Source organism: Micromonospora parva (assembly GCF_040649675.1).
Lineage (GTDB): Bacteria > Actinomycetota > Actinomycetes > Mycobacteriales > Micromonosporaceae > Micromonospora > Micromonospora parva.
Map to the genome: position 1 here is coordinate 729,917 of NZ_JBEZFX010000001.1, position 19,940 is coordinate 749,856.

A 19,940-nucleotide genomic window follows, 5' to 3' on the forward strand; every position below is an offset into this window, starting at 1 on the left:
GGTCAGCGCGTCGGCGCGCGCAGCGGGGTGCCGACGGCGCGCAGCTCGGCGAGGGCCCCGGCGACCCCGTGCAGCAGGTCGGTCGCCTCGGTGAGCCGGTCGGCGGCCGGGTGGGCGCTCTCCGGTCGGGCGTCCTCGGCCAGATAGCCGGCGGCGGCGACCACCAGCCGTTCGTACGCCGCCACCCCGGCCTCCAGTTGTGCGGTCAGCGCGGCGTGCGCCTCGGCCAGCGGCGGCCGGGCGTCGGCCGGGGCCAGCCGCAGCGCGCGTTCGACGCTGGCCACCCGGGTGGCCAGGTCGCGCAGCGAACGGTCGGCGGCGGCTGCCTCCAGCACCGCCGGCTCGGCCAGCCCGGTGAGCCGGGGGGCCATCCCGGCCAGGGTGAGCGCCGCCCGGTCCAGGCGGACCCACTGTTCCCCGGCTCCGGTGCCACGCAGTGCGATCCGGGAACGGACCCGGCGCACCTCGGCCAGCACGCCCGCGCCGACCGGCAGCCGCTCGACGGCGGCGACCAGCCGGGCCCGCGAGCGGGCCGCCGCCTCGGCCGGGTCGAGCGCCGGGGGTGCCGGCTGGGCGGCCAGGGCGCGCACGTCGATCCACCGCCAGGCGGCGAGCGCCACCGCACTGCCCGCGGCGCCGGCCCAGGCCGCGTCGGGCAGACCAAGCCCGGCGTACGGGGTCAGCACCACCGCCGCGCCGCCGAGCCCACCGGCCAGCACGCTCCACCGTCGGGCCGACCGGCGAAGCCGACCCAGCCTGCGGAAGTACCGGGTCCGCTCGTCTGCCACAGTGCCTCCTCGGTCCGGTCGTTCAGCCGGCGGCGGTGGGGTCGCCGGTGCCCCGTTCGCGGGCCATGCTGGCGCGCAGTTCGTCCAGTCGGGCGGCGGCGGTCGGGTCGTTGGCCGGGCCGGTCTTCTCGGCCTGCGGTACGGCCGGTCGCTGGGTCGCGCCGCCGAGCTGCTCCCCCGCCATGCTGGACCGGATCTGCTCCAGCCGGGCGGACCCGGCCGAGTCGATGGTGGCCTTCTGAATCTCCAACATACGGCCCTCGACGGAGTTGCCGGCCAGTTCGGCGCGGCCCATCGCGTTGGCGTACCGCCGCTCGATGCGGTCGCGCACCTCGTCCAGCGACGGGGTGGTGCCCGGCGCGGTCAGCGACGACATCGATTCCAGCGAGCGGGCCACCGTCTCCTGCATCTTGGCCTGCTCCAGCTGGCTGAGCAGCTTGGTGCGCTCGGCGATCTTCTGCTGGAGGATCATCGAGTTGTTCTCGACCGCCCGGCGGGCCTGCGCGGCGGCGCCCAGCGCCTGGTCATGCAGGGTCTTCAGGTCCTCGGTGGCCTGCTCGGCGGAGACGAGCTGGCTGGCCAGCGTCTGCGCGGACTGCTCGAAGCGCACCGCCTCGGCCTCGTCGCCCTTGGCCCGGGCCTGGTCGGACAGCACCAGGGCCTGCCGGGCGTTGCCCTGCAACCGCTCGACCTCGGACATCTGCCGGGACAGCTTCATCTCCAGCTGCCGCTGGTTGCCGATCACCGCGGCGGCCTGCTGGACCAGCGCCTGGTGCTGCCGCTGGGCATCCTCGATGGCCTGCTGGATCTGCACCTTGGGATCGGCGTGCTCGTCGATCTTCGCACCGAAGAGCGCCATCAGGTAGTTCCAACCCTTGACGAACGGGTTCGCCATCTCCGTGGTATCCCCTCAGTAGCGTCGCTCCACCACGGCCGGGCCGGCTGAACCGACCGACCGTCACCGGCCGGTCTCCATCGTCCCAGCAGAACGCCAACGAGGCATCCGTACCGGGCGGTCGACAGCACCGGCGGCTCCTGCGAGCAACCCTACGCGGCCGGGGCCACCTCGCCCACGGTCAGCCGGATCGGCGTCAGGCGGCGCAGACCACGTCCCGGTCGCGCTCGGTCGGGCGGACCCGGGTGCTGCGCAGGGTGGCCTTGAGCGGCGAGTCCTGGCGGACCGAGACGGCGACCTTGCCGTCGGAGGTGACCCGACGGACCCCCCGGTTGGTGCTCTTGGGCTCGGCGGCGGCCGGCTCGTCCGGCATCGAGACGAGCACCTCGGGCATCTGCTCGGCGAGCGCCACGGTGTCGCTCACCTCACGCAGCAGCTCGGACAGGCGGGCACCGAGGGCGTCACAGATCGCGGCGAGCAGCTCGCTGGACGGCTCCTTGTGCCCCCGTTCGATCTCGGAGAGGTAGCCGAGGCTGACGTTGGCGGCGGTGGAGACCTCACGCAGCGTGCGCTGCTGGCCCTGCCGGCGCGCTCGCAGTGCGTCACCGATCACCCGGCGTAGCAGGATCATCGCACCTCCCCCAGAGGGATTCCTCGCGCCCGGCGCTGGGCAGCCGGTCGCGGCGGACCACGCCGACCCCGAACGTCGGAGCCTTCCCGCAACCGTACCCGTTGCGGGCCCGGGCGACATCCCGCCCCGCCCGTCGGTTCGCCGGGGCGGGCCTGCCGGGCTGCCGACCCCGCCCCTGGGCGGCTTTCACCGTGCCGCGGCGACCAGCCGCTCGGTGAGCAGCCGCAGCGCCTCGACCACCGCCGCCGCCCGGACGTGGTCGCGCCCGCCGTCCAGGTCGAGCTGGCGGACCTCACCGCCGTTCGGGCCGGCGACCGCCACGTAGACCAGGCCCACCGGCTTGCCGTCCTGCGGTTCGGGACCGGCGACCCCGGTGGTGGCCAGTCCCCAGTCCGCACCGCACCGCTGTCGGCCGCCCTCGGCGAGCGCCGCCGCCACCTCCGGGTCCACCGGCCCTCGCTCGGCGAGCAGGTCGGCGGGGACGCCAGCCAGTGTCGCCTTCAACTCGGTGGCGTAGACCACGAGGCCACCCTGGTAGACCCCGCTGACCCCGGCGATGTTCACGATCGAGGCGGCCAGCGACCCGCCCGTGAGGGATTCGACGGTGGCGAGCGTCTCGTGCCGCTCGGACAACCGGTGCACCACCGCGGCCGCCGCGCTGCCCACCTCGGCACCACTCACCCCAGCGCTGTTCACCGCCACCCCGCCCTCACCCCTCGCCGCATCCCCCAGTCCTTCCCCACCCACCGATCCCCAACCCCAACCCCATCGCGTCGATCATGAAGTTATTGCCACGACACACCGCCTCGGATGGCAACAACTTCATGGTCAACGGGGGTGGGGTGGGTTACCGGGGGCGGCGCAGGCGGAGGGCCTGGGCTATGTAGTCGAAGCCGGTGGCCACCGTGACCAGGACGGCGGCGGCCATGATCCACGGCCCGACGGCGGCGAGCGCGGCCGGCATCGGCCACAGGTACCAGGCGATGGCCAGGATCTGGAGCGCCGTCTTGACCTTGCCGCCTCGGCTGGCGGCGATCACACCGTGCCGGATCACCCAGAACCGCAACCCGGTGATGCCCAGCTCGCGGACGAGGATCAGCGCGGTCACCCACCAGGGCAGCTGGTCGTACCAGGAGAGCAGCACCAGCGCCGCACCGGTGAGCGCCTTGTCGGCGATCGGGTCGGCCACCTTGCCGACCGAGGTGACCAGCCCGAAGCGGCGGGCGATCCAGCCGTCCACGAGGTCGGTCGCCGAGGCCACGGCGAAGATCAGGCAGGCCGCCATCCGCCACCCGGCGTGGGTCATCCCGGACATGATCACCGAGGCGGCGAAGACCGGCACCAGCACCAGCCGCAGGGCGGTCAGCGCGTTGGCGGCGTTGACGACGGGGACCACGGCCACCACCCGGCCGGGCGTCGACTCCGTCGCCCCGGTCACCGCCGCACCCCGCTCGGGTCGCCGTGGCGTTCCCGGTACCGCACCACGTGGCTCCCCCGCTCCGCTCGGGCCCGCCGTCACCGTGCCGCGCCGGGCGCCGCCGAGATCATCTCATCCGGCACGGCGAGCAGGTCCACCCCTTCGGTGCCGGTCACCGTTGCGCGCACCAGGTCACCCGGGCGCAGCGCGGAAAGGTCGACCCCACCCTCGGCCGGGGCGACCAGGGTGGTGGAGCCGTCCACCTCCGGCGCCTGGTGCGCCGCCCGGCCCTCCACCACGCCGTCCTCGATCGTGTCGACCAGCACCTCGACCGTCGAGCCGAGGCGGTCCTCGGCCCGCTGCGAGCAGAGCTCGTCGGCGAGCGCGCTGAGCCGGTCGTACCGTCGCTTGATCGTGGCGGCGGAGACCTTGCCGGGCAGGCCGGCGGCCTCGGTGCCGTCCTCGTCGCTGTAGTCGAACATGCCGATCGCGTCCAGCCGGGCCTCGGTCAGGAACCGGACCAGCTCGTCGACGTCGGCGCGGGTCTCGCCGGGGAAACCGACGATGAAGTTGCTCCGGGCGCCCGCGTCCGGGGCCAGCGCACGGGCACCGGCCAACAGCTCCAGGAACCGGTCGGTGGAGCCGAAACGCCGCATCCGGCGCAGCACCGGCTCGCTGGAGTGCTGGAACGACAGGTCGAAGTACGGTGCCACACCCGGGGTCGTGGCGATCGCCTCGACCAGCCCCGGCCGGGTCTCGGCCGGCTGGAGGTAGCTCGCCCGCACCCGGACGATGCCGGTCACCGCGGCGAGCTGCGGCAGCAGCTTCTCCAGGGCGCGCGGGTCACCCAGGTCCTTGCCGTACGAGGTGGAGTTCTCGCTGACCAGCACCAGCTCCCGCACCCCGGACTTGGCCAGCCACTCCGCCTCGGCGAGCAGCTCGTCCGGGGTACGCGAGACGAACGCCCCCCGGAAGGCCGGGATGGCGCAGAACGCGCAGCGGCGGTCGCAGCCGCTGGCCAACTTCAGCGAGGCCACCGGGCCGGTGTCGAGCCGTCGGCGCAGCACCTGGCGCAGGTGCGCCGGCGTGTGCTCGTCGGTGTCGGTGGGAGTGCGGGTCACGGTGCCGTGGCCGGGCAGCGACACCCCGCTGTCGCGGCGGCGCACCGGAGTCAGCGGCAGCAGCTCCCGCCGGTCGCGCGGGGTGTGCGCGCTGATCTGCTCGCCGGCGACGACGGCGTTGAGCCGGGCGGCGATGTCCGGGTAGTCGTCGAAGCTCAGCACCGCCTGCGCCTCGGGGAGGCTGTCGGCAAGCTCCTTGCCGTACCGCTCGGCCATGCAGCCCGCGGCGACCACCTTGGCGCCCGTCCCGGCGGCGGCGAGCAGGGTCTGGATGGAGTCCTGCTTGGCCTTCTCCACGAAACCGCAGGTGTTGACGACCACCACGTCGGCGCCCTCGCCGTCGGTGCTCACCTGCCAGCCGTCGGCGTGCAGGCGGGCGGCCAGCTCCTCCGAGTCGACCTCGTTGCGGGCACAGCCCAGGGTCAGCAGGGCGACACGACGGCCCTCGGCGTGGTCAGCGGGCGAAGGAGAGGTGGCAGACACCATCCGAGGGTACCGGGCCGGCCCGGTGAGCCCACGCACGCGGGCTGCGGAGACGGTCGACACAATGTCGGCCGGCAGCCGTCCGGGCCCGGTCAGCGGGCCGGGGCGGCCACCCGGGTCAGCGCGTCGAGCAGGAACACCTCGGTGCCGGCCAGGCCGGTGCAGCAGAAGACCGAGACCTGGTCCGCGCTGGTCCGGCCGGGGACCGCGCCGGCCAGGACGCCGCCCAGGTCGCGCAACCGCCCGAGGTACGGGGGCGTGGCGGCGAGCATCGGCGGCTGGTAGTCGACCGCCTGGACCGGTGAGTCGGTGACCAGCAGATCGGCGGTGTCCAGCAGGTCGGTCCCGAACTCGCTGCGGTCGCGTTGCTTGAAGCCGACCGCGTTGACGTGGGTGCCGGGGCTGAGGTCGGCGGCGCGCAGCACCGGGGTCGGGCTGGTGGTCGCCAGCACCACCAGGTCCCGCCCGGCGACGGCCGAGCCCGGGTCGGCCACCGCGCGGGCCGGCACGCCCAGTTCGGCACGGACCCGGCTGGCGAAGGTCTCCCGGCGAGCGGCGGACCGGCTGTGCACCACCACCTCGCGTAGCGGGCGGACCGCGGCGGCGGCCCATACCTGGGTCCACGCCTGCCGGCCGGAGCCGATCACACCGAGGGTGGCGGCGTCGGACCGGGCCAGCGCGTCGACAGCGACACCACCCAACCCGCCGGTACGACGGGAGCCCAGCTCCTCGCCGACAGCCACCGCCCGGACCGCCCCGGTCCGGGCGTCGTGCAGCACCACCAACTGCTCGCCCTGCGGGTGACCGAAGGTGTCGTACGAGCGGAAGCCGTACCACTCGCCGACCAGGTGCCCGGCGGTGAGCACCATCCGCCCGCCGTTGAGCGGTGCGGCGGCCCGGGGCGGTGCGATCAGGCGTCCCTCGTACGCGGCCAGGAGCGCGGCGCGCATGGCGTCGACCGTGGTGGCGGCGTCCAGCGTGGCGGCGACCTCGGGGTCGGCGTAGAGCAGGGTCATGCTGGCGATAGTGCATGTTGAAGTCAGGTAGAGGTCAACGGAGCGTGGCGGTGGTCACCGCCACGGCGCCGGGGGCGGTGCTAGCGTCGGACCCGGTGGCCGGATGCTCGTGGTCACTCCGGACGAGTGGTGGGCGTACCCGGTCAGGCCAAGACGCCCCGCGTGACGTGCAGACTCGACTCGTCCCGGCGCGGCAGCCCCGGGCGCTCCCGGTGAGGTGAACGATGGCCTGGCTCGTGCTGGTGATCTCAGGACTGCTGGAGACGGCCTGGGCGATCGCCCTGGACCGCAGCGCCGGTTTCAGCCGGCTGATCCCGTCCGTGGTGTTCGTGGTGACCCTGCTGCTGAGCATGGCCGGGCTGTCGTACGCGCTGCGGGACATTCCCGTCGGCACCGGCTACGCCGTCTGGGTCGGCATCGGCGCGGTCGGCACCGCACTGGTCGGGATGCTGACGCTCGGCGAGTCGGCGAGCCTGCCCCGGATCCTCTGCCTGCTGCTGGTGGTCGCGGGCGTGATCGGGTTGAAAATCTTCCACTGAGGTGTCCCGACGGCAGGCGTGACCGGCCCCACCAGTGGGTAGTGATCGATCTGTCACGACAGGCTCTCAACCGGAGGAAGACATGGCCGACATGCCGAGCACCGCCCGTCCCCGCAGCAACGCCGCCCGCATCGTCACCATCGTGGGTTTCGTCTTCGCGGTCCTGGCCCTGCTGCTCAACCCGATCATCTTCGGCGTACTCGGCGTCATCGCGGGCGTCGTCGGCGCCGTGCTGGGCGACAAGCCGCTGGGCTGGTACGCCGCCGTGGCGAGCGTCGTCGCCGCGATCATCAGCCTGGTGATCATCGGCGCGTTGATCAACAACTGACCTCTTCCCCGTCACGGGCCCGCCGGCTACCGGCGGGCCCGTCGTGCGTCCGGGGTCGGCTGTCGGTCAGTCCACGTCGCCGCGCAGGCCGCCCAGGACCTCGTCCAACTCGTCCGGCTTGACCAGCACGTCGCGCGCCTTCGACCCCTCGGACGGCCCGACCACCCCCCGGGTCTCCATCAGGTCCATCAGGCGGCCCGCCTTGGCGAAACCGACCCGCAACTTGCGCTGGAGCATCGAGGTCGAGCCGAACTGCGAGGTGACCACCAACTCCACCGCCTGCACCAACAGGTCGAGGTCGTCGCCGATGTCCTCGTCGATCTTCTTCTTGCTCTCCTGCGCCGGGGCCAGCACGTCCGGCCGGAACTCCGGCTCCCGCTGGTCCTTGCAGAACTTCACCACGTCGGCGATCTCGCGCTCGGTGACCCAGGCGCCCTGGATGCGGACCGGCTTGGAGGCGCCCATCGGCAGGAAGAGCCCGTCACCACGACCGAGCAGCTTCTCCGCGCCCGGCTGGTCGAGGATGACCCGGGAATCCGCCAGGGAGGAGGTGGCGAACGCCAGTCGGGACGGCACGTTCGCCTTGATCAGACCGGTCACCACGTCCACCGAGGGGCGCTGGGTGGCCAGCACCAGGTGGATGCCGGCGGCCCGGGCCAGCTGGGTGATCCGGACGACCGAGTCCTCCACGTCGCGCGGCGCGACCATCATCAAATCGGCCAGCTCGTCCACGATCACCAACAGGTACGGGTACGGCCGCATCTCCCGCTCGCTGCCCGGCGGGGCCTTGATCTCGCCGTTGCGGACCTTGCGGTTGAAGTCGTCGATGTGCCGGACCCCGTTGGCGGCGAGGTCGTCGTAGCGCATGTCCATCTCGCGGACCACCCAGTCCAGCGAGTCGGCCGCCTTCTTGGCGTTGGTCACGATCGGGGTGACCAGGTGCGGGATGCCCTCGTAGCCGGTCATCTCGACCCGCTTCGGGTCGATCAGCAGCAGCCGCACCTCGTCCGGCGTGGCCCGGGTGAGGATGGAGACCAACAGGGTGTTGAGGCAGCTCGACTTGCCCGCGCCGGTCGCGCCGGCGATCAGGATGTGCGGCATCTTGGCGAGGTTGGCCACCACGTAGCCGCCCTCGATGTCCTTACCGAGCGCCACCACCATCGGGTGGTGATCGCTGGTCGCCGCCCGCGAGCGCAGCACGTCACCGAGGGCGACGTTCTCCGGGTCGGTGTTCGGGATCTCCACACCGACGGCGCTCTTGCCCGGGATCGGGCTGAGGATCCGGACGTCCGGCGACTTCACCGCGTACGCGATGTTGCGGGACAGCTGGGTGATCCGCTCGACCTTGACGCCGTGGCCCAACTCCACCTCGTAACGGGTGACGGTCGGACCACGGGTGAAGCCGGTGACCGCGGCGTCCACATCGAACTGGTCGAACACGCCGGTCAGCGCGGCGATCACCTCGTCGTTGGCCTTGCTGCGGGTCTTCGCGGCGGCCCCGGCGCTGAGCATGTTGGCCGGCGGCAGGGTGTAGTCCCCGGCCAGCCCGGTCAACGCGAGCTGCTCGGCCCGGGTCGGCGCCGGCGAGTGCTCCGGCGGCTCGACCGGCGGCTTGCGGCTCGCCGGCACCTTCGCCGGAGCCTTGCGCGGCAGCACCATGGTCTCCTGGAGGTCAGCGCCGTCCAGGTCCTCGAAGTCGTCCGGGTCCAGTGGTGGGGGCATCCGCTTGGCCGGTCGCTTGCGGGCCGGCTTCGCGACCGGCTCGTCGACCTCCTCGTCGGTCTCCGGTGCGCCCACCAGCCCGCCGGCGAGCAGACCCAGCCGCTCGGGAATCTTGTTGATCGGCGTCGCGGTCACCACAAGCAGGCCGAAGAGCAGCAACAGGACGAGCAGCGGCACCGCCACCCAGGCGGTCACCGCCCGCTCCAACAGCCCACCGACGCCCGCGCCGATCAGGCCGCCGGCGAAGTCACGTTCCACGGTGTCCACCGGGTCCTGGCCGATCTGGAGCAACGCCGCCGTCGACACCAGCAGCGAACCCCAACCGATCAACCCGCGGCCGCGGTGCTCCGGGTCCGCCGGCTGACGCATCAGCCGCCACGCCCCGATCATCAACAGCACCGGTACGACCACCGAGATCGCGCCCAGGAACAGCCGGATCGTGTCGGCCAGTCGCGCGCCCACCGGCCCCGCTCCGGACAGCCAGAGCGCCACGGCGGAGAGCAGGGCGAGCCCGAACATGAGCAACCCGGCGCCGTCCCGGCGGTGCTCCGGGTCGAGGTCACGGGCCGATGCGGCCTGCCGCCCGGCGGCGCGCACGGCCCAGCCCATCCCGTGCGCCAGCCCCATCCACAGTGCACCGATCGCGCGGCCGACGTAGACCGCGGGGCCGGGTCGGGGCGGCGTGGTGCGCCGTCGGACCGGTGCCCGGGTCTTCTTCGCCGGTTGACGGGCACGACTGTTGGTGCCACCGCGCGGCGACGCGCCGCGCCGCCGGCTCGCCTGAGAGGTACGGCCCGCCATAGAGTCACGGTAACGGTGGGGCCGGGCAGATCCCCGCTTTTCCGGGTCGTGTCCGCGCGTCGTAACACGAACCCCACCGCCGGTCGTGATATCCGCCTCAGAAGGGATGCCCCATGGCGTCGCCGGAACTCGCGGGCGATCCGGACGATCCGCTGGCCGGCCACCCTGGCGCACTGCGTCCGCTGACCGGTGACCTGGTCTCCGCGGTGCTCGCTGCCCGTGGCCGGTCCGTCGGCCCGACACCCGACGGCGACCTGGTGGGCCTCTTCGACGACAACATGATCTGGTTCCTCCGCGTCGGCGGTGACGGGGAGCTGCTCCAGATCCGCACCATGGTCGATCCGACCTTCGGCATCGAACGGGTTCCCGACCTGTACGCGTTCTGCAACTCCTGGAACCACGACCGGCTCTGGCCGAAGGCGTTCGTGCACGTCGACGACGACGGTCGAGCCCGGGTGTACGGCGAGGTGATCACCGACCTGGAACGCGGGGTGACCCCCCACCAGCTCGACCAACTGCTCGACTGTGGCATCTCCACCGGCTGCCAGCTGGCCGTGGCGGTCCGTCGACTGCCCGGCGCGGTGCCGTCGTGACCGGCCGGGACGAGTCCACCGGCAACCGCACCGGCACGCCACCCACCGGTCCCGGTGACCGCCTCGCCCGGGGCCGCGTACCGGCGTTGGAGGCCGCGCTCGCCGACGCCCGGGACCTCCCCGACGGCCCGGCCCGGCAGGTGGCCCTGGAACGGCTCGCCGAACGCGCCGACGGGGCCGGCGACGTCCGGTCCGGGATGGACGCCCGGTTCGCGCTGATCGAGGCGTATCTGCTGCACGGGGAGCGGTGGCGGCTGGTCGAGCCGGTCCGGCGCTGCCGGGCCGCCGCCGACCACCGGCCCGACCTCCTCACCGACGCGGAGAACGGGCTGCTGCTGCGTTACCAGCGGTACGCGGTGGAGGCGCTGCTCGGGACCCCCAGGGTCGGGCTGGACCAGACCCGGTCCCTGCTGCACGACCTGGCCCACCGCGTCGGGGCGGACGGCCCGGACACACCGACCGTCGCGGAGCTGCACTGCCGGATCGCCGATCACCTGGGCGACGAGCCCACCGCCCGGCACTGGTACGAGCGGTGGTCCGGGAAACGGCCCGGTCCGGCCGGCGGCTGCCCGGGCTGCGCCTCGGCCCGGCGTGCCGAGCTGCTGGCCGGTTGGGGCGAGTGGCGCGCCGCGCTCACCGAACTCGACGCATCCGACGGCGATCCACGGTCCTGTACCGACCAGCCCGAGCGGGACCTGGTCGCCGGTCTGCTGCCGGCGCTGCGTACCGGCGAGCCGGCGCGGGCGGCGGCGGCACACGTGCGGGCCTACCGCCGGCACCGGCACGAGCGGGCGGCATTCGGGCACCTCGCCGCGCACCTGCGGTTCTGCGCGCTGGGCGGGCACCTGGAACGCGGCCTGGCCATTCTGGCCGAGCAGCTGCCCCGGTTGGACCGGCCGACCGACGATCTGGCCGCCATGGAGTTCGCCGCCGCCGGGGCACTGGTCTGTGCGCTGGCCGTGGAGGCAGGGCTCGGCGGGCGGACGATGCCCCGCCCGGCGTATGGCGAGCGGACCGCCACCGAGCTGGACGTGGCTTCGCTCGGGGCGCTGCTGCTCGGGGTGGCCAGCGAGTTGGCCGGCAGCTTCGACGCGCGCAACGGGACCGGGCACCACTCCGGACGGATGGCCGCCTGGTTGGCCGAGCGCCCCCTCGCGGCGCTGGTTCCGCTGCCCACCGACGACGACGGTGCCGGGCTCGACGATCCCGACACCGACCGCCGCGACGTCGAGGCCGAGCTGGGTGAACGCGAGGTGTCCGCGCTCTCCCTCACCATGATCACCGCCGTCCTGGACGGGCGCGGCGACCGGTACGTGCTGGACGAGGGCGGGACGGTGGTCGGCCACTGGGACGGTGCGGTGATCCAGTTCCGGCGGGCCGGTGAGCGCGGTGAGGTGCTGCACGCCCGGGCCATGGCCAACCGTCGGCTGCCGGCGGCCCGCCGCGCCGAGGCGTACGCCTTCTGCAACGCGTGGAACCACGACCGGCTGCTGCCCAAGGCGTACGCGCACGACCTCGGCGACGAGTTGGTGCTTGCCGGCGACGTGGCCACCGACCTGGCGCACGGGGTCGCCCCGGCGCAGCTGCGGGTCCTCATGGACGCCGCCATCGCCACCGGCGTCGCGTACGCCGAGGCGGCCGCCGCGCTGCCCTGACCGCCCCGAACACGGCGAACGCCGGCCCACCCCGTTCGGGTGGACCGGCGTCAGCGGACGTCGCTCAGACCTCGACGACGGTGGGCACGATCATCGGCCGACGACGGTACTTGTCGTTGACCCACCGCCCCACGGTCCGCCGGACGATCTGCTGCAACTGGTGCGGGTCGGTGATCCCGTCGGCCGCGGCCCGGTTGAGCGCCTCGGTGACCAGCGGCACCACCGGGTTGAACGCCTCCGGGTCCTCGGAGAAGCCCTTCGCGGAGAGCGTCGGGCCGGCGACCACCTTGCCGGTGACCGAGTCGACCACGACGGTGGTGGCGATGAAACCGCCGTCACCGAGGATTCGCCGCTCGGTGAGCAACGACTCGCTGACGTCACCGACGGCGAGGCCGTCCACGTAGACGTACCGGCTCTTCACGTGCCCGACCAGGCTGGCGCGGCCCTCGACCAGGTCGACCACGTCGCCGTCCTCGCAGAGCACCACCCGGTCGGCCGCGACCCCGGACTCGATGCCGAGCCGGGCGTGGGCGCGCAGGTGACGCCACTCGCCGTGCACGGGCATCAGGTTGCTGGGGCGGACCACGTTGAGCAGGTAGAGCAGCTCCCCGGCGGGGGCGTGCCCGGAGACGTGCACCTTGGCCACGTCCTTGTGCACGACCACCGCGCCGGCCCGGGCCAGCCGGTTGATCACCCGGTAGACCGAGGTCTCGTTGCCGGGCACCAGTGACGAGGCCAGCACGACCGTGTCGCCGGGGGCGATGGTGATGTGCCGGTGGTCGCCGCTGGCCATCCGGCCCAGCGCGCTCATCGGCTCACCCTGCGAACCGGTGGACATCAACACGATCTGCTCCGGCGGCAGCGTGGTCGCCTCCTCGATCCCGATGACCAGGCCGGCCGGGATGTTGAGCAGGCCGAGGTCCCGGGCGATGCCCATGTTGCGGACCATGGACCGGCCGATCAGCGCGACCTTGCGGCCGTGCTCGGCGGCGGAGTCGAAGACCTGCTGCACGCGGTGCACGTGCGAGGCGAACGAGGCCACGATGATCCGGCCCTTGGCCTTCGCGAAGATCGAGTCGAGCACCGGCCCGATCTCCCGCTCCGGGGTGACGAAGCCGGGGATCTCCGCGTTGGTGGAGTCGGACAGCAGCAGGTCGACGCCTTCGGCGCCGAGCCGGGCGAAGCCGGCCAGGTCGGTGATCCGACCGTCCAGGGGGAGCTGGTCCATCTTGAAGTCGCCGGTGTGCAGCACCAGGCCGGCGGGGGTGCGGATGGCCACCGCGAGAGCGTCCGGGATCGAGTGGTTGACAGCGAAGAACTCACACTCGAACGGGCCGAGCCGCTCGCGGCCACCCTCCCGCACGGTCAGCGTGTACGGCTGGATCCGCCGCTCGGCCAACTTCGCCTCGACCAGGGCGAGGGTGAACTGGGAGCCGACCAGCGGGATGTCGGGCTTGTGGGCGAGCAGGTACGGCACCGCGCCGATGTGGTCCTCGTGGCCGTGCGTCAGCACGATCGCCTGGACGTCGGCGAGCCGGTCCAGGATCGGGCCGAAGTCGGGCAGGATCAGATCCACACCCGGCTGCTCGACGTCGGGGAACAGCACCCCGCAGTCGACGATCAGCAACTTGCCGTCGTACTCGAAGACGGTCATGTTCCGACCGATGGCGCCGAGCCCGCCGAGCGGAATGATCCGCAGGCCGCCTTCCGGCAACGGCGGGGGTAGTTCCGCCCCGATGTGCGCCTCGGTCACGCGTCCACCTCGTTCTGCGACGCCGTCACTCGACGTCCATCGTTTCGTTCGTTCATTCGGGCAGCTCCAGGCCCGCTGCCGCGAAGTCCGCGCGCAGCTGGGCGATCTCGTCGTCGGTGGCGTCCACGAGCGGGGGTCGCACCGGGCCGGCCGGCAGGCCCAGCGACGCCAGGCCCGCCTTCACCAGGATCGTGCCCTGGGTACGGAAGATGCCGGTGAACAGCGGCAGCAGCCGCCGGTGCAGGGACAGCGCGGTCGGCATGTCCCCCGCGTCGTACGCCTCGATCATCTGTGCGGTCAGCGCCCCGGTGAAGTGCGTCGAGGTGCCGACCACGCCCACGCTGCCGACGGCCAGCGCCGGCAGGGTGAGCGCGTCCTCGCCGCTGTAGAAGGCGAGGGTGGTGCGGCTGGTGACCCAGCTGGTCGCGGTCAGGTCGCCCTTGGCGTCCTTGACCGCGACGATCCGGCCGTGTTCGGCGAGCCGGACCAGCGTCTCGGTGTCGATCGGCACGCCGGAGCGGTGCGGAATGTCGTACAGCATCACCGGCAGGCCGGTGGCGTCGGCCACCGCGGTGAAGTGGCGCAGCAACCCGCTCTGCGGCGGCTTGTTGTAGTACGGGGTGACCACCAGCAGGCCGTGCGCACCCGCCTTCTCGGCGGCGGCGGCCAGCTCGATGGTGTGCCGGGTGTCGTTGGTGCCGACGCCCGCGACCACCTTGGCGCGGTCACCGACGGCCTCCACCACGGCCCGGATCAGGTGTTCCTTCTCCGCGTCGGTGGTCGTCGGCGACTCACCGGTGGTGCCGTTGACCACCAGCGCGTCGTTGCCCTGCTCGTCGACCAGGTGGCTCGCCAGCCGGGCGGCGCCGTCGAGATCGAGGGAACCGTCGGGGGTGAACGGGGTCACCATGGCTGTCAGCAGCCGGCCGAAAGGGCGGGACGCCGGTCGGGCCGCGGCGTCGAGGTGGTCGTGCGTCATACCCTCCAACCTAGCGGACGACCAGCCGGGCCCTGCCGGGGAAGGGCTCAGGACGCCTCGTGCGGGCTGGCCGCCACCTCGGTGCCGTCCGGCAGCGTGGAGATCACGAAGTCGGCGAACACGTTCGGGGCGACACCCTGCAGCTGGCGCAGGCACTCGACGGCCAGCTCACGGATCTCCACATCGGCGTGCTCGGTGGCCCGCATCGCGATGAAGTGCCGCCAGGCCCGGTAGTTGCCGGAGACCACGATCCGGGTCTCGGTGGCGTTGGGCAGCACCGCCCGGGCCGCCTGCCGTGCCTGCTTACGGCGCAGCGTCGGGTTCGGCTCGTCGGAGAAGCGCTGCTCGAGGCCCTCCAGCAACTCGGTGTACGCCCGAACGCTCGCCTCGGCCGCCTCCACGAACTTCTTGTGCAGCTCGGGGTCGTCGGCGATGACCGCCGGCTCGACCATGGCCGCGTCCCGCTCCGGGACGTACCGTTGGGACAGCTGGGAGTACGAGAAGTGCCGGTGCCGGATCAGCTCGTGGGTGAAGGAGCGGGACACCCCGGTGAAGTAGAAGGTGACCGACCCGTGCTCCAGCACGCTGAGGTGACCCACCTCGAGGATGTGCGCCAGGTAGCCGGCGTTGGTGGCGGTCGCCGGGTTCGGCTTCTTCCACGACTGGTAGCAGGCCCGACCGGCGAACTCCGCGAGTGCCTGGCCACCCTCCGCGTCGGTCGACCACGGTACGTCGTCCGGGGCCGCGAATTGGGTCCACGCGATCAACTTGACCTGGGGCTGCACCATGTCCGGCATTCCTGGGACTGTAGTGGTGCGGTGCCGGTCGGCCCAACTCAGGCGCGCCCCGTGCAATGTCGATCACTCAGGCAGTGGTGGCGCCGCCGCCGAAGCCCGGGCCGGGATCCAGGGGGCCGGTCCGGCGTCCGGTCCGGCGTCCGGCGTCCGGCGTCATCGTTGCTGGGCCCGGGGTCGGGGCGGGCAGTTCCATCGGCGTCCTTTGGAGCTGAATCGTTTGCGACATCAGCGCGGTGGATCGGGCTCTCTCGACCAGGCACGTCTCTCTACCGAGGACGGGCTCCCAACCTGACGAGCGCGCCCGAACGGCCCGAGCGGCCCGAGCGGCCCGAACGACCCGAGCGGCCCGAGCGGCCCGGCAGCCGCTCCACCCACAGATCATGCAACATCCTGGATGTAGTGGCAGCCCCCGCGCCTGACACCACTACATCCAGGATCGAGCACGATCCCGGGGCGAATGCGTCGGCCGCTGTGCGCCGCGAGCGCGGTTGCCGGCTGCCTACTGGTGATCGACTCGCGTTTCTGTAAGTCGGGGTGTCCGGGTCGGGTGGATGGCCCCGTTTTCTGAATGCCGAGTCGATCAAGTGGCGACCGGCGGAGGAGGCCCGTGATGTCGTAAACGGATCAGCTCCAAAGGACGCCGAACAACGCATGCCAGCCCTACATCTACGCGCTGGAGCATCGGGGCACCAGCGGGCCGGACGGGACGGAGACGACGGAGGGTGTGCGGATGAGTGACGAGGAACGCCGGGACAGCGCGTCGGGCGATGGCGCACCTCGGCGCACCAGCGCGTCGGGCGACGACGGGGTCAGACGTAGAGCGAGGTGAACGGCGCCCAGGGCAGGTTGCGGAGCACCGAAAAGGCCAGCCATGCGGCCAGGAAGCCGCCGATGACCCTCGAGCTGATCCGCAGCTCGGGCATTCGCCACCCGAACGCCTGACTTCCTGCCCAGGCCACGAAGAGGTACGCCAGGAACGGCAGCGCGAAAATGAACACGAAGTGGTGTCGGGCGGCGGCCGGAAGGTCCCCGTGCAGCACGTACCAGAGGGCGCGGGTGCCACCACAGCCCGGGCAGTCCAACCCGGTGGTCAACTTGAGCAGACAGGTGGGCGCGGCATCCGGGTCGGCGTGCGTCGGATTGCTGAGCAGCGCGTAGCTCATACCGACGGCGACGCAGCCGACCGCGGCCAGCGGCACCGCCCAGCGCGGGGAGCGTTCGTAGAGCCGCAGCACGAACCGGGTGAGCCGGTCCGGCTCGGGTGCCGGGTAACCGCCCGGCGGGGTCGCCGGCCAACCCTCCGAACCGTCGGCCAGGGCGGCCTGGTGCACCGCCCCGGGGGCGGGCTGCGGCTTGTCGACCGGTCCGGGAACGCTCGTCACGCGCTCACGGTACACCGGACACGCCGGCCAACGCGGCGGTGAGCGGACCGGCCAGGTCGCCGGCCGCGGGCGGTGCCACCGCGTCCAGGCCGAGCCAGCCGGCCAGCCGGTACAGCTCGGCGGCGAGCGCCACCGCGGTCTCCCCCGGGTCGGCGCCGGGCTCGAGCCAGGCGGCCGGGACCAGCAGCACCTTGGCCTTGCGGTCGGCCTTGAGGTCGACCCGGGCGGTGAACCGGTCGCCCTGCAGGAACGGCAGCACGTAGTAGCCGTAGACCCGCTGTGGTGCCGGGACGTAGATCTCGATCCGGTAGCTGAAGTCGAACAGCCGCTCGGTGCGGGCACGTTCCCAGATCAACGGATCGAAGGGGCTGACCAGTGTGTTGCCGCGCACCCAGCGCGGCAACCGGGCGGACGTGTGCAGCCACGCCGGCTGTCGCCAGCCCGCCACGGTGACCGGCACCAGCTCACCTGCCTCGGCCAGCTCCGCGACGGCCTGCCGGGCGCCGGCCAACGGCAACCGGAAGTAGTCGCGCAACTCCGGCTCGGCGGCCACCCCGAGCGACCGCGCGGCGAGGGCCACCAGCGTGCGGTACGCCTCGGCGTCGCTCGGAGTGGGCGCGGCCAGCGCCGCCGCCGGCAGCACCCGCTCGGGCAGGTCGTAGCGGCGGGCGAACGAGGTGCTGCGCTCGGCGGCGGCCACCTCCCCGGCCCAGAACAGGAACTCCAGGGCCCGCTTGACGGCCGACCAGTTCCACCCCCAGTTGCCGGTCTCCCGGGGGGCGTCGTGCTCGATCTCGGCGGCGGTCAGCGGCCCCCGGGCGGCCACCTCGTCGCGGACCCAGGCGACCAGCTCCGGCTGCTCCTGCGCGATCCGCCGCATGCCGCCCCAGGATTCGCTGTGCGCGCGGGCCATCCGCCAGCGCAGCAACGGGTGCAGCTCGACTGGGACCAACGACGCCTCGTGGCCCCAGTACTCGAACAGCTCCCGCGGGCGCCGGTAGGCGGCCTGGTCGAGCAGTGTGATCGGGTACGGCCCGAGTCGGCTGTAGAGCGGCAGGTAGTGCGCGCGTTGCAGCACGTTGACCGAGTCCATCTGGATCAGCCCGACCCGGCTCAGCACCCGACGCAGGTGCCGGCGAGTGGGCACACCCGTCGGCGCCGGGTCGGCGAAGCCCTGTGCGGCGAGCGCCACGCGGCGGGCCTGGGCGAGCGAGAGTGATTCCGGTGTGGTCATCGTCGGCGACCTTAATTCATCGGTACGACGCCGGTGCGGGAAGCTGGACGTGACGACCAACGAGGCATAGAACGGTGCAATGCTGACCATCCGTCGGGAGGAGCCGGACGACGCCGAGGCGGTCGCCCGGGTGCACGTGCACGGCTGGCAGGCGGGCTATGCCGGCTTCATGCCGGACGAGGTGCTCGGGCGGCTCAACGTGGTGGCCTGGGCGCAGCGTCGCCGCGACGTCGGCACCGCCGATCCGGAGCACCCGTTCACCACACTGCTCGGCGAGGTGGACGGGTTGGTGGTGGGCTTCACGACCTTCGGGCCGTACCGCCGCAACCAGGACCGGGACGACCTGGACCAGACGGTCGGCGAGGTGGTGGCGCTCTACGTGGAGCCGGCCCGCTGGGGTGACGGGACCGCCGCCGCGCTGCTGGACGCGGCCCGGAGCGGGCTCACCGAGCGCGGCTGGGCGGGGTACCGGGCGTGGGTGCTGGCGGACAACCGGCGGGCCCGTCGGTTCTGCGAGCGCGCCGGCCTGTCACCGGACGGTGAGCGGTCGACCTATCAGGTGCCGCTGGCCGGCGGGGGCCCGCCGGTCGGGCTGGTCGAGCTGCGGTACGCCGGACGCCTCGACCGCTGACCCGTGCGGGGTCAGCCACCGGCGGATCGGCAGGAAGGCCAGCAGCGCCAGACTGATCCACACGTAGGCGTTGCTGCCCAGGAAGCCGTCCACCCCGGTGAAGTCCTTCTCCCAGAACCAGACGGTGCGGCTGATCAGCAGCGCGTACCCGATGGTCGCGGCGACCAGCAGGACCCGCCGTCGGCGGCCGGCCGGCGCGGCCATCGCGTTGTCCACCAGGAGGATCAACGCGGGCAGCAGCCAGACCAGGTGGTGCACCCAGGTGACCGGGCTGACCAGGCACATCACCGCACCGGTCAGCGCCAGGCCGGTCGCCTCGTCGCCGGCCGCGACGGCGGCCCGGGACCGCCAGGCCCAGAGCGCCAGGGTGCCGAGCACCAGCAGCAGCCACAGCAGCGTGCTCGGGTGTTCCGGGTCGAGCCGGGCGACCACCCCGCGCAACGACTGGTTGGAGACGAAGGCCAGCTCACCCACCCGACCGGTGTTCCACAGCGCCTCGGTCCAGAACTCCCGGGACGCGTCCGGGAAGAACGCGGCGGCCAGCAGCGACACCCCGGCCGCCGTGCCGCTGGCGGTGAGCGCGGCCCGCCACCGCCCGGTCACCAGCAGGTAGACGATGAACACGCCCGGGGTCAGTTTGATCGCTGTGGCGAGGCCGATGCCCACTCCGGTCCACCGGCTGCCCGCCGGCAGCAGCCGCAGCAGGTCCACCGCCACCAGGAAGAGCAGCAGCGTGTTGACCTGGCCGAAGTTGACCGTCTCCCGCATCGGCTCGAACGCGGCGGCCAGGCAGAGCGCCACGGCGAGGGCGAACCACCGGGTCCAGCCGGCGCGGCGGGCGATCGGGTCGACCAGCCACCAGATCAGCACCGTGGTGGTGGCCACGCTGGCGAGCACGCTCACCACGATCGCCGCCGTCCACGGCAGGTACGCCATCGGCAGCATGGCCAGTGCGGCGAACGGCGGATAGGTGAAGCCGTACTGGGTGCCCGGCTTGAGGTAGTCGTAGATCTCCCCGCCGTCGTGCACCCACCAGGTCAACGCACCGTAGTAGACCTTCAGGTCGAAGAAGCCGTGCCGGACGGCAGCCACGGCGAGGAACCCGGTGACCGCCGCGGCGAGCACCACCACCCCGACGACCTGCGCGGTCGTCCTGTTGGCACCCTGCGCCACCG

The 19,940-nt window shown here is 72.7% G+C and carries 19 protein-coding genes and 1 riboswitch; of the genes, 5 read left to right on the forward strand and 14 right to left on the reverse strand.

Annotation, left to right across the window (positions count from 1 at the left end; translation table 11 throughout):
* Nucleotides 1-2 precede the first annotated feature (2 nt).
* The 7 genes from pspM to AB0C03_RS03235 form a co-directional block, all read right to left on the reverse strand.
* A complete protein-coding gene (pspM, locus tag AB0C03_RS03205; protein WP_030336820.1) occupies nucleotides 3-788 on the reverse strand; it encodes a phage shock envelope stress response protein PspM in 786 nt (261 codons plus the stop codon).
* Between the two features lie 22 nt (nucleotides 789-810).
* A complete protein-coding gene (locus AB0C03_RS03210; RefSeq protein ID WP_030336822.1) occupies nucleotides 811-1,683 on the reverse strand; it encodes a PspA/IM30 family protein in 873 nt (290 codons plus the stop codon).
* 196 nt (nucleotides 1,684-1,879) lie between these two features.
* Nucleotides 1,880-2,314, reverse strand: a complete 435-nt coding sequence (locus AB0C03_RS03215; protein ID WP_030336824.1) for a helix-turn-helix domain-containing protein — start codon at nucleotides 2,312-2,314, stop codon at nucleotides 1,880-1,882.
* Nucleotides 2,315-2,500: 186 nt separating this feature from the next.
* The gene (locus AB0C03_RS03220; protein ID WP_357633886.1) at nucleotides 2,501-3,010 is read right to left on the reverse strand and encodes a CinA family protein; all 510 of its coding nucleotides are present in this window, start codon (nucleotides 3,008-3,010) and stop codon (nucleotides 2,501-2,503) included.
* A 151-nt stretch (nucleotides 3,011-3,161) separates the two neighbouring features.
* The gene (gene pgsA, locus AB0C03_RS03225; protein ID WP_030336827.1) at nucleotides 3,162-3,752 is read right to left on the reverse strand and encodes a CDP-diacylglycerol--glycerol-3-phosphate 3-phosphatidyltransferase; all 591 of its coding nucleotides are present in this window, start codon (nucleotides 3,750-3,752) and stop codon (nucleotides 3,162-3,164) included.
* 77 nt (nucleotides 3,753-3,829) lie between these two features.
* Nucleotides 3,830-5,338, reverse strand: a complete 1,509-nt coding sequence (rimO, locus tag AB0C03_RS03230) for a 30S ribosomal protein S12 methylthiotransferase RimO (protein WP_030336828.1) — start codon at nucleotides 5,336-5,338, stop codon at nucleotides 3,830-3,832.
* Nucleotides 5,339-5,427: 89 nt separating this feature from the next.
* A complete protein-coding gene (locus AB0C03_RS03235) occupies nucleotides 5,428-6,351 on the reverse strand; it encodes an ornithine cyclodeaminase family protein (RefSeq protein WP_030336829.1) in 924 nt (307 codons plus the stop codon).
* Between the two features lie 92 nt (nucleotides 6,352-6,443).
* Nucleotides 6,444-6,514, forward strand: a riboswitch (guanidine-III (ykkC-III) riboswitch).
* 61 nt (nucleotides 6,515-6,575) lie between these two features.
* Between AB0C03_RS03235 and sugE the strand changes: the two genes are divergently transcribed.
* Nucleotides 6,576-6,890, forward strand: coding sequence for a quaternary ammonium compound efflux SMR transporter SugE (gene sugE / locus AB0C03_RS03240; protein WP_030336832.1), 315 nt, complete (start codon nucleotides 6,576-6,578; stop codon nucleotides 6,888-6,890).
* A gap of 82 nt (nucleotides 6,891-6,972) precedes the next feature.
* Nucleotides 6,973-7,218 carry a hypothetical protein gene (locus AB0C03_RS03245; RefSeq protein ID WP_030336834.1) on the forward strand — a complete coding sequence of 82 codons (246 nt, stop codon included), beginning with the start codon at nucleotides 6,973-6,975 and terminating at the stop codon, nucleotides 7,216-7,218.
* 66 nt (nucleotides 7,219-7,284) lie between these two features.
* Here AB0C03_RS03245 and AB0C03_RS03250 read toward each other — a convergent pair whose 3' ends face one another.
* A complete protein-coding gene (locus tag AB0C03_RS03250; RefSeq protein WP_036412384.1) occupies nucleotides 7,285-9,741 on the reverse strand; it encodes an FtsK/SpoIIIE family DNA translocase in 2,457 nt (818 codons plus the stop codon).
* Between the two features lie 113 nt (nucleotides 9,742-9,854).
* Here AB0C03_RS03250 and AB0C03_RS03255 point away from each other — a divergent pair, with 113 nt between their 5' ends.
* Nucleotides 9,855-10,334 (forward strand): YbjN domain-containing protein, encoded by a 480-nt coding sequence (locus tag AB0C03_RS03255; protein ID WP_210861040.1) that lies wholly within the window; start codon nucleotides 9,855-9,857, stop codon nucleotides 10,332-10,334.
* Complete coding sequence (locus tag AB0C03_RS03260) at nucleotides 10,331-11,989, forward strand: type III secretion system chaperone family protein (protein WP_400447294.1); 1,659 nt, start codon at nucleotides 10,331-10,333, stop codon at nucleotides 11,987-11,989. The genes AB0C03_RS03255 and AB0C03_RS03260 overlap by 4 nt, the downstream gene beginning before the upstream one ends.
* 64 nt (nucleotides 11,990-12,053) lie before the next feature.
* On the opposite strand, the gene AB0C03_RS03265 is transcribed toward AB0C03_RS03260, so the two are convergent.
* The 5 genes from AB0C03_RS03265 to AB0C03_RS03285 form a co-directional block, all read right to left on the reverse strand.
* Nucleotides 12,054-13,742 (reverse strand): ribonuclease J, encoded by a 1,689-nt coding sequence (locus AB0C03_RS03265; RefSeq protein ID WP_030336843.1) that lies wholly within the window; start codon nucleotides 13,740-13,742, stop codon nucleotides 12,054-12,056.
* Between the two features lie 52 nt (nucleotides 13,743-13,794).
* Nucleotides 13,795-14,721, reverse strand: a complete 927-nt coding sequence (dapA, locus tag AB0C03_RS03270; protein WP_030336845.1) for a 4-hydroxy-tetrahydrodipicolinate synthase — start codon at nucleotides 14,719-14,721, stop codon at nucleotides 13,795-13,797.
* Nucleotides 14,722-14,768: 47 nt separating this feature from the next.
* Nucleotides 14,769-15,509: an FAD-dependent thymidylate synthase gene (gene thyX / locus AB0C03_RS03275; RefSeq protein WP_124816891.1), complete on the reverse strand. Its 741-nt coding sequence runs from the start codon at nucleotides 15,507-15,509 to the stop codon at nucleotides 14,769-14,771.
* An 818-nt stretch (nucleotides 15,510-16,327) separates the two neighbouring features.
* Entirely contained in the window at nucleotides 16,328-16,849 is a 522-nt protein-coding gene (locus AB0C03_RS03280) for a DUF2752 domain-containing protein (RefSeq protein ID WP_357634484.1), read from the reverse strand.
* A gap of 55 nt (nucleotides 16,850-16,904) precedes the next feature.
* Entirely contained in the window at nucleotides 16,905-18,134 is a 1,230-nt protein-coding gene (locus AB0C03_RS03285) for a winged helix-turn-helix domain-containing protein (protein WP_357633894.1), read from the reverse strand.
* Between the two features lie 79 nt (nucleotides 18,135-18,213).
* On the opposite strand from AB0C03_RS03285, the gene AB0C03_RS03290 reads away from it, so the two are divergent.
* Nucleotides 18,214-18,765, forward strand: a complete 552-nt coding sequence (locus tag AB0C03_RS03290; RefSeq protein ID WP_030336855.1) for a GNAT family N-acetyltransferase — start codon at nucleotides 18,214-18,216, stop codon at nucleotides 18,763-18,765.
* On the opposite strand, the gene AB0C03_RS03295 is transcribed toward AB0C03_RS03290, so the two are convergent.
* The gene (locus AB0C03_RS03295) at nucleotides 18,664-19,938 is read right to left on the reverse strand and encodes a glycosyltransferase 87 family protein (RefSeq protein ID WP_357633897.1); all 1,275 of its coding nucleotides are present in this window, start codon (nucleotides 19,936-19,938) and stop codon (nucleotides 18,664-18,666) included. The genes AB0C03_RS03290 and AB0C03_RS03295 overlap by 102 nt on opposite strands.
* Between the last annotated feature and the right edge of the window lie 2 nt (nucleotides 19,939-19,940).